General features: G+C 40.6%; 12 protein-coding genes. 7 read left to right on the forward strand and 5 right to left on the reverse strand.

Annotated features, from left to right (window positions below; translation table 11 throughout):
• Positions 1-300: 300 nt before the first annotated feature.
• The 5 genes from DSBG_RS00985 to DSBG_RS01005 form a co-directional block, all read right to left on the reverse strand.
• Positions 301-2,004 carry a M56 family metallopeptidase gene (locus DSBG_RS00985; protein ID WP_242877369.1) on the reverse strand — a complete coding sequence of 568 codons (1,704 nt, stop codon included), beginning with the start codon at positions 2,002-2,004 and terminating at the stop codon, positions 301-303.
• Positions 2,005-2,017: 13 nt separating this feature from the next.
• Positions 2,018-2,395, reverse strand: coding sequence for a BlaI/MecI/CopY family transcriptional regulator (locus DSBG_RS00990; RefSeq protein ID WP_009623455.1), 378 nt, complete (start codon positions 2,393-2,395; stop codon positions 2,018-2,020).
• 136 nt (positions 2,396-2,531) lie between these two features.
• Positions 2,532-3,731 carry a CapA family protein gene (locus DSBG_RS00995; RefSeq protein WP_068962371.1) on the reverse strand — a complete coding sequence of 400 codons (1,200 nt, stop codon included), beginning with the start codon at positions 3,729-3,731 and terminating at the stop codon, positions 2,532-2,534.
• 226 nt (positions 3,732-3,957) lie between these two features.
• Positions 3,958-4,419, reverse strand: coding sequence for a hypothetical protein (locus tag DSBG_RS01000; protein WP_068962372.1), 462 nt, complete (start codon positions 4,417-4,419; stop codon positions 3,958-3,960).
• A 336-nt stretch (positions 4,420-4,755) separates the two neighbouring features.
• Complete coding sequence (locus DSBG_RS01005; RefSeq protein ID WP_348980954.1) at positions 4,756-5,286, reverse strand: hypothetical protein; 531 nt, start codon at positions 5,284-5,286, stop codon at positions 4,756-4,758.
• A gap of 262 nt (positions 5,287-5,548) precedes the next feature.
• Between DSBG_RS01005 and DSBG_RS01010 the strand changes: the two genes are divergently transcribed.
• The 7 genes from DSBG_RS01010 (at position 5,549) to DSBG_RS01040 (ending at position 13,778) form a co-directional block, all read left to right on the forward strand.
• Positions 5,549-6,241, forward strand: coding sequence for a response regulator transcription factor (locus DSBG_RS01010; RefSeq protein ID WP_068962373.1), 693 nt, complete (start codon positions 5,549-5,551; stop codon positions 6,239-6,241).
• The gene (locus DSBG_RS01015) at positions 6,234-8,108 is read left to right on the forward strand and encodes an ATP-binding protein (RefSeq protein ID WP_068962374.1); all 1,875 of its coding nucleotides are present in this window, start codon (positions 6,234-6,236) and stop codon (positions 8,106-8,108) included. Before DSBG_RS01010 ends, DSBG_RS01015 begins: the two co-directional genes overlap by 8 nt.
• Before the next feature lie 177 nt (positions 8,109-8,285).
• A complete protein-coding gene (locus DSBG_RS01020) occupies positions 8,286-9,980 on the forward strand; it encodes a M3 family oligoendopeptidase (RefSeq protein WP_068962375.1) in 1,695 nt (564 codons plus the stop codon).
• Positions 9,981-10,056: 76 nt separating this feature from the next.
• Positions 10,057-10,398, forward strand: a complete 342-nt coding sequence (locus DSBG_RS01025) for a toprim domain-containing protein (protein ID WP_068962376.1) — start codon at positions 10,057-10,059, stop codon at positions 10,396-10,398.
• A gap of 335 nt (positions 10,399-10,733) precedes the next feature.
• Complete coding sequence (locus DSBG_RS01030; RefSeq protein ID WP_068962377.1) at positions 10,734-11,447, forward strand: lysophospholipid acyltransferase family protein; 714 nt, start codon at positions 10,734-10,736, stop codon at positions 11,445-11,447.
• A 239-nt stretch (positions 11,448-11,686) separates the two neighbouring features.
• A complete protein-coding gene (locus DSBG_RS01035; RefSeq protein ID WP_068962378.1) occupies positions 11,687-12,235 on the forward strand; it encodes a hypothetical protein in 549 nt (182 codons plus the stop codon).
• A 205-nt stretch (positions 12,236-12,440) separates the two neighbouring features.
• A complete protein-coding gene (locus DSBG_RS01040) occupies positions 12,441-13,778 on the forward strand; it encodes an ABC1 kinase family protein (protein WP_242877370.1) in 1,338 nt (445 codons plus the stop codon).
• Positions 13,779-13,842 lie beyond the last annotated feature (64 nt).

Raw genomic sequence — 13,842 nt, forward strand, 5'->3', positions numbered from 1 at the left:
GTACCAACGATCAAGGGGATGTGTGAAAACTCAGTCTCCAAAATTTCAAGTGGTTACAACAATCAATAAGCGTCCTCATTTCACTATTAAAGTGGAGTGAGGACGCTTGTGTTTTGATGATATAGAAGCAAAAGTGGGGATGTGAAAAATATAGTAACAAGTTTTAGCACAGCCCCTTAAGTTTTTAAGTGAAAATCACCGATGAACTTGACGGTTAACTGTTGTTCGAATGATGAATCAGAAATAACGACCTTCGGGGTTAGTACTCCAAAAAATCAATTTGTAGAGTTAGAAGGATAGTTACCATTGCCTTCCTGGATCGTCCGCCATAGAGTTAACAGTACCTTGGGGATAGAGAACAGAATAGTGATCTATCACCGGGTCAGGGATATTTATAGTTGGTTGGGAGAAGACCATTTCAATTTTGAACTCAGGCCCTGCAGTATACCCAATGATTTCTTGACCATTGTATTTTGTATCGTAGGCTGGAGTCCCCAAAACCGCTTTTACATTACCTAGAGATACGTTCCTTAATCGGTTATCATACGATCGGGTTTCAAAAATCTGTTCCCCCTTGTTAATGCCGAACACAAGCTTATGACTGGAATAGGTAGCGTACCGACCTTTAGCTGCAGCTACATACTCGGTAGTATCAGCCTTTCCCAATACTTTCTCTATGTCTTCAATTGTTGAAGTTTTTACAGGGAAATCACTGTTAATCACTTTGCCTTGCTGAGCTAATTTTGTCATATTTAGTAGCAGTGCTTTCGTAGAGTCCGTGGGTTGAGAAGCTGAAGCAACAGGTTCCGAAGCAGTTGGAGTCGGAGTTGGGGAAACAGAAGATGAAGCAGTAGGAGTAGTAGGAGCCGTAGTTGGGGAAGTGCCAGCGGAATTTTGTTGACTGGCGGTTGGGGGATTTTCAATATGACTCAGGTTGTCTCCTGTCGGGTTCAAGGGAGTGGTCAAACCTGAGCACCCTACGACTAGGGTCAAGGCGAGGGCAGCAATCGTCCATTTAAGCGTTGTTTTTTTGAATGAAGAAATCATGATGATCCTCCTTGCGTTGAATTTACTAACAAAACCGATGGTCCCAGGAATCCAATGTGGCTCAGCTAGAAGTTGCATTAGCTCAATGATAGTTTGAGCATACTTTTTATGCTCTTCCGGATTAACTGTAGCTAAGGCAGTGGCATCACAGGCAATTTCACAATCCTGTTTCATTTGATGCAATGCATACCAAATGAAAGGGTTAAACCAGTAAACAACCTGAATTAAGGTGACGAGGGTATTAACCAAAAGGTCGCGTCTCTTTAAATGACTGAGCTCATGCAAGAATACATATTGAAGTTCTTCCGGTGATAACTTATCAAGAATTTGGGGAGAAATAATAATTTTTGGTTTTATCCAACCTAAAAGCGCGGGTGATTTTAAGCCAACATCGTAGACAACGGAAACCTTAGTGTAAATCTTGAGACGTGATTTACTCTCCTCAAGAAGTTTGACGATGTCCTTAGAGCTGCACGTTGGTTGCTTTTTAAATCTCAGAAATAATGAGCTGTTTACTAAAAGAATATAGAATAAGATTGCTAAAACCCCGGCAAACCAAAGAATGGCTAAAGTTGTAAAGGTGATTCCATGAGTGTCAGTTGTCGGAGAAGAATTGGCGTTTGTATTATGATCACCGGTTAAAGGACTTTCCGGAACAGAATTAGGAGGATTATTAGTTAACTGCGGGATGACGATTGAGGGGACTTCCTTAAGAACCTGAGACAAACCAGTTGTAGGTGAGTGGTAGGGAAGAAAATTAAAAACATTTAATGAGCTTTGGGGAGTAAAGGGTATTACGAGTCTCAGAATTAACACAAACCAGAGATAGTAATGCCAACTGGCACTGAGCTTTTGCTTGAATAACAGCTTGATCAACAATAGTCCTACGGCAAGGATGCTGCCACTCAAGGATAAGGACACAATCATCCGAAAGAGTTCAGATAAAATCACGTTCATTCACTTCCGTTCCTTACTTTATCCTTTCATCAAGTAGGTTTCTCAGTTCTTCAATATCTCTGGGCGATAAGCTTTCATTCTTGACAAAGTTAGCAAGTAGTAGGTGGAGTGAACCATCATAAACCTTATGCAAAAACGATTTTGTCTCATCTCGCATGCAATCATCCTTAGATACTAATGGATAGTATTGAAATAAATTTGAGTTTTTGTTTACTCCGAGGACTTGTTTTTTAACTAAACGTCCAATAAGGGTATGAATTGTTTTAGGGCTCCAGTGGGTCTCAGGTTTTAAATATTCGATAACTTGAGTAGCTGTTATCGGTGACTCTGCCCAAAGAACTTTCATAACTTGCCACTCGGCATCGGATATCTTACAAGTAACTTCGTTCATCTCAAAAGCACCTTCCTACAAGTGTAATCTAGTTATAGATTACACTTGTAGGAAGGTGCTGTCAAGTGGTTGATTTGGTTAATTTTTAATAGAAGTTTAAAGACTTTGACGTTGTTGTAGATTTGTTCAGAGATCGTTAGGATTCTTGATTAAGGGCGTAAAAGCCGTTTCCCAACTGTTTGTTCGTCTGCTTTAATATCGTTTCTAAGACTGGCAAGTCTTGAGATGTAAGATAAAGCTCACTGTTGTTCTTGATTTTTTGGATGGTTTCGGCAATAGGCACAACTCTGTATTGAAGTTTGCCGTTACATTGATAAGGATGAGAAAAGGTAGGGATATAAGTAGCTTCAGTGAGAGTAGTAATGTCCGAGTCAAAGTCTTTCCGAAACTTTAAATTAAGCACAATTCCGCTGTTTCTTTCCAATCCATTTTGAGCACTGATGAAATTACCCATGGAGTAAATGATAAATTTATTTTTCCCCTTAATATTGCAGATTTCTATGGGTTCGATGACATGTGGATGGCTTCCTAAAATCACATCGGCGCCCACTTCCACGAACCTATGGGCAAGTTCTTTTTGTTGATCAGTTGGCTGCTGGCGATACTCCTCGCCCCAGTGTAAAACCAATACAAGGACATCCACTTGACGCCTCAGGTGAGAGATGTCTGCTAAAATCTTATCTGGGTTCAGGAGATTTACTAAGTAGGGAGCATCTTTAGGGAGCGGAATGCCATTGGTACCGTAAGTATAGGCGATATATCCGATTTTCACTCCCCGTATAGTTTTAATAAGCGGTGAATTCTGTGCTTCAGCACTGGAAAAGCAACCAGTGGTATCTAATGATGCTTTTTGCAAAATGTCTAAAGTTCGGATTGCTCCATTGTAGCCTCTATCTAAGATATGGTTGTTAGCTGTTACTATGAGATCGAAGCCGGAATTTTTAAAGGCCTCGGTTATAGCATCAGGACTATTAAACAAGGGGTAGCCGGTATACCCTGAGTCAGGTCCTGCCAGGGGAGCTTCGAGATTGGTGGAGGCATAGTCTCCTGCTTGAATCAAGTGTACTACTGGCTTAAAAAAAGAATCGAAATTATATGAGCCATCGTTTTGTTGACCACCCCAAATTTGAGTGTTATGCATCAAAATGTCGCCAGTTGCAGTAAGAGTAATGGTTTCAATGTGGGGAGGCTTTGGTTCAGGGTCTGTTATAGTTTTGTCTAGAGTATCAGTACCTTTTGAGGCAGTCAGCGAAGAAGTTATAGTTGGAATGGTAGTGCATCCAGTCAATATAAGGCATAGGACAAACAAAATGAAATTATTCACATTACGCTTCATCAAAATCTCCTATTACTTTTTCAACTGATTTCGTACCAAGAGGCTAAAGAGTTCGATCAATTTACTGTTCTGTAGGTTTAGGATTCTACATAAATATACCTATTCCTTTAAGGAAACGTGAATTCATTTATTTTATTCAATTATCGCTGATGGAAACCGTAATAATACAATTAAAAGCGTTTGGATAATCCAGTCGCTTTTAATGAGTGAATGATCGATTAGTTATCTAGATCATAATCCTATGTTCACTTTTGTGAAATACCCAAGCGGATATGGAACACCAAATTAGAAAAACAAATGGTTGCAAATATTTATAGCCACCTACGAGTTCAAATAAGCCTGATTGGGACATAACCATCCCTACTGAATAATTTAAGGCAACAAAAATCAAAACATAGGGCACTAAAAAGTATTTTCTGACTGGTAAAAAGTAAAAAAAGATCATGAAGTAAAAAGTCCAAGCAACAGGCGTCCAAAAAGAAAAAATGCCAAAGATACTGGTTAAACCCAAGTTCTTATAATTTAATAAGCCCATGAAATGGAATAAAGATGCAAGTACAGAGTCGCCAATGCCACCGAATAATAATCCATAAAGAAAAAATTTTTTATACAAATTTCTTGGAATGATAATAAATGTAACTAACCCAGTAACAATCGCAAAGATTAAGTAAAATGACAATTCAAACATACTAACACCCCTTTAATTTCCTCTAAGGTATAATTCCCTAAATTTATCTTGTTATTCAAGGAACCTGGGGTCATAGGCGGAGAAATAAGACAAAAGTTAATTAGGTAAAAATAAGCCCTCCTTAGTAGTGATTGATATGCTACAAGGAGAGGGCTTTTGTAGGAAAAAATACGTTCATTTAGTTCCAAGACATTGCTAAACTGTATCGAATTCATAGTTTGTCGCAATTTTTGATATTTCGTTCATACCTTGTCTCCGCAGAAACGTTTTCAGGATCATAAAAATTTCGGTATACCTCTTAAAGTTCGGAATAGCTCAATTACTTGTAGTACTTCATCAACGTAATCCACAACCAAATCCACCACCATTACGTAGGCCCATCCCCAGTCCAGAACCTCGGTTAGCCCCTTGACCCATTCCAACTCTGCCAGTCCCGTCACAGGTTGCCTGATTAGCTTTTATGGATTCATAAGCTGCATTTGCCTGATCCTGAGTTAAATTGCCAGCTGCTACGCTTTGGTCGAGTAGAACTTTTTTTCGCTCAAGCGTTTGAGTTTTGAAATCCTCTAATTTTCCAGCTTCATTAGCAATGGTACCATAGGATTTTCCTGCGGCTCTTTCTGCCGTAACTTGTTCTACGGACTTACCCGTTAAAGCGGATACAATACCCGCAGGTGTAGTTGCGCCAGTAGCATAGGAAGCAGCTGCCACACCAGCTAACCCTAAAACTCCGATGATTGTGCCCACGGCAATGAGCTTCTTGAAGTTCTTAATAAAAACCACGCCCCTTTTCATTTTAGTTTGTTTAGTATCTGACCTTATGATATGGAAAAATTGTGGCAAAAATATGGCAAACGTTTGAATCAACTATGTCATTTATCAATTTGGGATTATGCTCTTTCTCAAATACAATAACTCAGTGTTTTTGGGAAAGTGTAATCTAAATGTCTAAGCAACAACAACAATGTTGTTTCTATATTTAATATGCAATTAATTATAGAAACTTGCGATATACAATAAGATTGGTTCAGGCGCTATTTAACTAGAGTAACTAAATTATTGCCATAAACATGACACAAATGTTATGGGGATTAGTGATAAAATGTAGAGAGATTAGGGAGGTGCTAGCTTGAACAAATATCTACTCATTGCAGATGATAATGATAGCATCCTTGATATTTTAACAACATATGTCACCCAAGAAGGCTTTTTACCGATTATTGCGCGAGATGGTGAAGAGACATTACAGAAGTTCGCGGAATATAGACCGTTGCTTGTGCTGTTAGATGTTATGATGCCTAAAAAAGATGGTTTTACTGTTTGCCAAGAAATCAGGCAAAGTTCAAATGTACCAATTATAATGGTTACAGCCAAAGGGGAAGATGGCGATCGGATCTTGGGGTTGGACATCGGGGCTGATGACTACATTGTAAAACCCTTCAGTCCCAAAGAGGTCATGGCTCGAATCCGTGCAGTTTTAAGGCGCCTCGATATTTCTGGAGAGCAAAGCAACGATATTATCTGTCACCCCGGCTTGAAAATAAACCTTTCAGACTATGAAGCGATGATTGAGGGGCGGCCTATCAATCTTACCAAGAAAGAAATCGAGATCTTGTGGATTTTAGCATCCAACCCAGGAAAGGTTTTCTCACGAGACAACCTTTTAAACAGTGTATGGGGTTATGATTATTTTGGCGATGCTCGTACGGTAGATACCCATATCAAGAGACTCAGGTCAAAAATGAATATTCCTGAATCCTTTAGCTGGGACATAAAAACCATCTGGGGAGTGGGCTATAAATTTGAGGTAAAGCATGTTTAAGAAAAGAATTGCCTTTAAATTAACAGTAGGATTTGTAGTCATAGTGCTTATATCAATGCTGACCATCGGGATAATCTTCATTCAAATGTTTAGGCAATATGCATTTGAGAGCAGGGAGAAAACAATGTTGGCAAGTGCGCGCAGTGTATCCGAAGTTGCTGCTGAGTACTTGGAAAGTGCTAATGGCCAAATGAGTGGTTTCGGTGGATACATGCGTTCTTTGGATACCCTAACAGAGTCAAAAGTATGGATTACTGACAGTAAAGGAAACCTGGCAATAATCTCTGGAATGGGACAAAGAATGGGCAGGGGTGCAGGCCCAGGTTGGGGTATGGGACAAGGGTCAGGCCAAGGACTGGGTATAGGAGCTGGCAAGGGACAAAGTTTCCTGAATAATTCAGAGCCCTTGCCTAAGGAGGCTGAAAAGGTCATTCAAGAGGTTCTTTCAGGTAAAGAATCTGTCAGCGAAAGTTTTAGCAGTGTCTATAACGAAGCCACAATAACCGTGGGTGTTCCAGTCATAGACTCCAATCATGTAATAATTGGCTCGGTGTTTCTTCATACTCCAGTAACGGGGGTTACAGAAACGCTGAACAGAGCAGTCGGTATTCTGGCAATCAGTCTTCTGTTTGCTTTGGTGTTAGCTGTAGGCTTGGGATTATTCTACTCCCTCATCTTTACCCGTCCTTTGAAAGCTATGAATCGTACGGCGTTGGAAATAACGCGAGGCAATTATTCAGCGAGAACGGGGGTAGAACGCCAGGATGAATTGGGGCAACTTGGGAATTCCCTTGACCATTTGGCCTTGGAATTGGGCTCCACGATTAATTTGCTTTTTCAGGAAAAAGGAAAACTCAAGGATATACTATCAAGTATCTCAGAAGGCATCATTGCTTTTGATACGAACCTTAAGCCAGTAAGTGTCAATTCCGCTCTCGCGGAAATTATGAACAGAACTCATCCATATCTGATAGAAGACGTAGAAATGGACCTCAAGAACTTAGAAATTGAGGCCCAGCTTACTAACGTTATGGAAGAAAAGAAGCCCTCGCGGTGGTTGAAAGATTGGTTGGGTAAAAAGCTGATGTTTACCTTGTCACCCATTGAGGACAATCAAGGAGCTATAACAGGAAGCGTTGCGTTAGTCCAGGACATCAGTGAGAGCGTGCGTCTTGAGCAACTACGCAGGGAATTTGTTGCCAATGTGTCGCATGAATTCCGTACTCCTCTGACCGTCATCCGTGGTTCCCTCGAAGCGATGGTTGATGGTACAGTTCAGAAAAGCGAGGAAATTAAGCGTTACCACCAAAGGATGCTTTCAGAAACGCGTGGATTAGAACGTTTAGTTGGTGATCTTTTAGAATTATCTCGGCTCCAATCTGGTAAAATTACAGTGCATAAAGAAAAGCTTCATATGCCCAGCCTACTTGCTGACGTGCTTAAGAGTTTTCAAACAATCGCCGAGCAGAAAGGGATTAGAATCGAATATCTATCGGACCAAGACATTCCGCCGTTTTGGGGTGATTATGATCGTTTACGTCAACTGTTGGTTATCTTTTTAGACAATGCACTTAAATATTCTCCCACTAACACCCAGGTGTCCGTTGAAACAAGGCTGTTTGGGATTAATATGCTTTCGGTCAAAATTTGTGATCAAGGATATGGTATTGCTGCCGATGAGCTAAACCATATCTGGGATCGTTTTTACAAAGTTGATAAGTCTCGCAATGAGAATGGTACAGGACTGGGGTTGGCTATTGCTAAGCACTTGATAGACCTCCAGGGCGGGCAGGTTACAGTACAGAGCGAGCTTGATAAAGGCACATCATTTGAGATAAGACTACCCTTGTGTTTAAGTCCTATTTAGGACAGTTTAGAGCTATAAAACTGATAGTTATTGCGTCCCAGTTCTTTGGTATATTATATGCTTGGTTTTTTCTGTCTATCGAAATATCGATAGATATTCCTTATTAAGGAGTGTAGAACAAGTAAATTTGAATCGCTAAACGTTTCCATATAGAATTAGAGCATGGAGGTGGTCACAATGAAGTTTAGGGAGTTTACTTATAGAAGGCCGGATATGTTGGAACTGGAAACCAAGTTTTCTGGCCTTTTGGCTAAGTTCGATCAGGCTGGAGATTTCGAGCAACAGGATGCTCTGATGGTAGCGATAAATGAGCTAAGAAGTGAATTTGAGACGCTGGAACAGCTGGTGATTATCCGCCATACCGTAGATACGAATGACCTGTATTATGAGGAGGAACAGGCCTATTTTGACGAGGTCACGCCGATATATCAAGGCTTAATCTCCAGGTATTATCAGTCGTTAGTTAACTCGAAGTTTCGGCAGGCTTTAGAAGAAAAGTGGGGGAAACAGCTTTTTACTAAAGCAGATCTAACCCTTAAAACCTTTGCCCCGGAAATCATTCAAGATTTGCAACAAGAAAATAAATTGTCAAGTGAATATACCAAGCTTATTGCCTCAGCCAAGATTATGTTTGAAGGAGAAGAGCGAAATCTGCCGGGCTTGGTTCCGTTCCAGTTATCGACCGATCGATCGATGCGGAAACGAGCCAATGAGGCTAAATACGCCTTCTTTACTGCCAATGAAATGAAGTTTGATGAAATCTATGACAGTTTGGTTAAAGTTCGGGCACGTATTGCAGAAAAATTGGGCTATGAAAACTTTATTGAACTTGGGTATGCTAGAATGCTGCGCTCAGACTATACCCCAGCCATGGTGGCAAGTTTCCGCAAACAAGTCCTTGACTCTATCGTTCCCGTGGCTAGTAAATTACGGGAAAGACAGCGTAAACGGTTGGGGGCAGAGGTCCTGGTGTATTATGATGAGAAGTTCGATTTCCAGACGGGCAATGCTAAGCCTAAGGGTGATCCAGAGTGGATTGTGGCTAATGGGCAAAGTATGTACAACGAGTTGTCAGTAGAGACAGGCGAATTTTTCAAGTCGATGGTGGAGAATGAGCTTATGGATTTAGTTGCTAAAAAAGGTAAGGCCGGTGGTGGCTACTGTACCTATATTAGCAACTATCAGGTGCCGTTTATTTTCTCCAATTTTAATGGTACCTCAGGTGATATTGATGTCTTGACACATGAGGCAGGGCATGCTTTTCAAGTTTATTGCAGCAAAGACTATCAAATTCCAGAATATCATTGGCCTACCTATGAGGCTTGTGAGATTCACTCGATGAGCATGGAATTCTTCACCTGGCCTTGGATGGAACTCTTTTTTCAAGAAGACACCGCAAAGTATAAGTTCGCCCACTTGAGCGCTGCTTTACTTTTCATTCCCTACGGAGTTACGGTTGATGAATTTCAGCATTTCGTTTATGCTCACCCGGAGGCTTCTCCCCAGGAGAGGAAAGCTGCTTGGAGAGAAATCGAAAAAAGATATCTACCCCATCGCATTTATGAGGACAACGATTATTTAGAACGTGGTAGTTACTGGCATCAACAAGGGCATATTTTTGGCGATCCATTTTATTACATAGACTACACCCTAGCCCAAATCTGTGCTTTCCAGTTCTGGAAAAGGTCCCGTGAAAATCACAACACGGCCTGGACTGATTACCTGAGGTTATGTAAGGCTGGAGGTAGTCAGTCGTTTCTGGAGCTGGTCGAGTTAGCTAATTTGATTTCTCCTTTTCAGGACGGTTGCATCGCATCTGTGGTTAGCGTTATTGAAGACTGGCTTGATGGCGTGGAGGATGCAAAGCTATGATGAAGCATATTTCAGCAGCAAAAAGTAAAAGCTACGCTGGATAACTATTTAGAGGGCGGAAAGTATTGGTGGGATAATGGGTAGAGTTATTATAGTAGAAGGAAAAACAGATAAACAGCGTTTGCAGCAACTTCTGGATGAACCCGTGGAGATTGCTTGTACCAATGGGACATTAGGGCCGGATAAGTTAGAACAATTAATCGCAGAATTCAGTGATGATGAGGTTTGCGTTCTCCTGGATGCCGATCATGCCGGCGATAAGGCAAGGAGATTATTTAAACAAGAGTTTCCCAACGTTCGTCACCTATACACCCACCGGATGTACCGTGAAGTGGCGACTACCCCATTGAACGTTTTAGCACAGATCCTTGAGGGAGCCCACTTTGCGGTTAAGATGCCGGAAGACGAAGACATATAGCAGATAAGAATGGTAGACAAAGCAAATCCTACAAATCAAAAAGGGAAGTCCTTTCGTTTTGACATCGGGGCGGAGGATTTCTTTTTTAGTTGAAAACGGTTGTTATAGAGGTGTTAGAGGTTAGTGAATGTTATAATTTAGAAAGAATAATTGTTAAATTGTTTACTGGAAATAGTGACGAAAAGTGTCGTAAGTCAGCGGATGAAAGCAACAGGAGTCTTGTTACAGGCCTGATTTCTATGCTTACTACACAGGAAGAGGTATAATAAGATTGTTGAGGAAATCGACAAAACAAATTCATAACTAATAATCATAGTTATGATAGGAGTGAAACTATGTTTCGTACGATAGTTTGGTTTGCTTACTTTTGGCTTTATCTGATAAAGATTATGCCTTCGTATTTTAAAGTTAATAGTCTTTTAGAAAAGCAGAAAATTAATGAACGAGATAAATTAGTAAATTCGGTAGCATCAAAATGGGCTAAGGATTTACTAAACTTTGCTGGTGCCAAGGTTACAGTGATTGGAGCGGAGAATGTTCCTTTGGATCGTGCAGTTTTATTCGTGAGTAATCACCAGGGCAATTTTGATATACCGATATTATTGGGCTGTATTGATAAACCTAAAGCATTTATTGCGAAAGCTGAAATATTAAAAATCCCGATAATATCCAAATGGATGAAGCAAATGAACTGTTTATTTCTGGATCGGCATGACATGCGTCAATCCCTACGGGTTATGAATCAGGCAGCGGACTATTTAAAAAAAGGATATTCAATGGTGATCTTTCCTGAAGGAACCCGTTCGAAAGGGAATACAATGGGGGAATTTAAAGCTGGTAGTTTAAGAATAGCATTAAAAGCAAACGTCCCTATTGTTCCTGTTACGATTAAAGGAAGTTTTAAACTCATGGAAGAAAGCGGCTTTTTAATAAAACCGGCAGAAGTTGAAATGGTAATATCGGAGCCTATTGAGACTTATCACCTCACAAAAGAACAGATTAATGGGTTGCACGAAAAAGTGCGTACAATTATTTCAAGTAAGCTGTAGAATTAGCAAGTTCTGAGAGGAGTGGCAGAGCCCTGAATCTTAATAAAATCTTGAGATGCTAATCACATTTCTACTAAATTTTAGTTATATTCTTAATCATAAAGTTGAAAGGAGTGTTGAAGCGTTAGTTAGAAAATAGTAAGGATGTAATGGCCTATATAATTGCTTAAAGAACTAAAGTGAGGAAAAAACCGGAGATAACAAAAACCTCGTTTTGATCAGGAGGGTGTTAATCAAAAGTGGAAAAGCAAAATAAAATCCCAGGATTTTCGAGCAAACCTTGGATACTGGTTGGGATATTACTGATGATAGTGTCGATTGGAACTGTTGGATGTAGTTCAAGTAAAGCAACTACTGCACAATCAACAAATCAGGGACAACCAGGCCAGGGGCAGAGAGTACGTAATCCGGCGTTAACGGCTGCAATGGAAATACGTCGTCTAGAAAATGATCAACAAAACCCTTTAACCAGTGACCAGAAAGAAAAGCTTAAACCAATTTTGCAAGAATTGATCAATACGCCGAATGCAAGTCAAGATATTTTACAACAAAAAGCTGATGCAATTAACGCTGTTTTTACAGACCAACAAAAAAGTTCTTTAACCACACGGAGAGCTCCCAATGGAAATAGCCAAAACGCTAATAACTCAAATGAAAACTCATCTAAGGGAAATTACCCCCAAGGGGGATCCGGTAGCGGAAATGGGAGTGGGAATGGTGGCAGGCCAACTGGGAGCGGCTTGAATCCACAAGATATGTATCAACAGGTTTTAGATTCATTAAAGTAAGTTGATGAACAGCAAAGATTTTAATGGGGGATAACTTTCCTGAATTGTCTATGAATCTATCTAAAAAGAGAGTCTTTCACCGCCTCCGCGTGTGAAAGACTCTCTTTTTAGATAGCTGATCGCCCTCAGAAACACTCTGGAACATGTGGGAATATCATGTGAGTATGAGTAAGCTTGCATAAAGATAAAAAAGGAGCGCGTTCTCGTGCTTGAACAGACATTGCGTCATTTTCGTCGTTATCAAGAGATTGTATCCGTGTTCATCCGGAATGGATTCGGATTTATTCTTTTTGAGCATTTGGGTTTCGGAGGTAACCGAGCATCTGCAGAAGTGGATTTGGTTCAGCTGGGGCAGCGCATTCGTCAAGCCTTAGGTGAACTAGGACCGACGTTTATGAAAATAGGACAATTTGCCAGTACGCGGCCAGATATCATTCCTAAGCCGATACTTAAGGAGTTGGAACAACTTCAGGATAGAGCTCCGTTGATTCGCTTCGAAAACGTCCGGCGGACGGTTGAACAGGAGCTGGGTGCTCCAATTACAGAACTCTTTCGTGAATTTTCTCCATTGCCTCTGGCCGCAGCATCAATTGGTCAAGTTCATTACGCAGTACTTCACACGGGAGAGCCCGTGGTGGTAAAAGTGCAACGCCCAAACATTTCCACCGTGATTCAGACGGATTTGGAAATCATGCAGGATATTGTAACCTTGATTGAACAACGTCTTCCCAAAGCTAAAGATTATGCACTTCATGGGATGCTTAAGGAATTTTCCGGATGGTTGGAAAAAGAACTTGATTACACGACTGAAGGGAAAAACGCTGAAAAAATGGCCCAAGGGTTTGAGGGTGATCCTCTGGTTATAGTCCCGTGTATTTTCTGGAAGTTTACAACTAGGCGTGTTCTTACTATGGCTTATATTGATGGGGTTAAACTCAATGATCGGCAAAAAATTACTGCCTTACATTATAATAAGAAAATAATTGCCGCACGCATAAGTAAAGCGTTGCTCCAACAAATCATAAGGGATGGTTTCTTCCATGGAGACCCTCACCCTGGAAACATTTTTGTTTTATCCGGAGAGAGAATCGCTTTTGTTGATTTTGGGATTGTAGGAAATCTAACTCCGCTTATGAAACGCCGCTTTGCAAATTTAATCAGTTCCTTGACCCGTCGTGACACGAAGTCTATGGTGAAGGCGATGTTACAACTCGGTGTGGTGCCTCAAAATGTCGATCTAGATCGCTTGCGATTGGACCTGGATGGAATTCGCAGGAAACATCTAGATGTTCCCATTGCCCAAACCGCTCTTCCTGAGCTTGTCAACGATCTTTTGAGTATGGCATTTAATCACCGAATTGAGATTCCCTCAGATTTTATTTTAATAGGAAAGTCTCTCTTAACGCTTCAGGGAATTGTTCATGAGCTTGATCCGAGCATGAGCGTAGCGGAGCTAGCAAAACCGTTTCGATTTCAGTTTATTAAAGAGCATTTCTTAATTATTAAATGGGTCCAAAAAATTTGTAAAAAGAAATTTAATTAATGATTCCTTTCCTTTGGTAAACCAGAATAAAGTAATCAATGGAACAGAAAGAAAGATTGAGCGT

Source organism: Desulfosporosinus cupriresistens, assembly GCF_001707885.1.
Classification (GTDB): domain Bacteria; phylum Bacillota; class Desulfitobacteriia; order Desulfitobacteriales; family Desulfitobacteriaceae; genus Desulfosporosinus.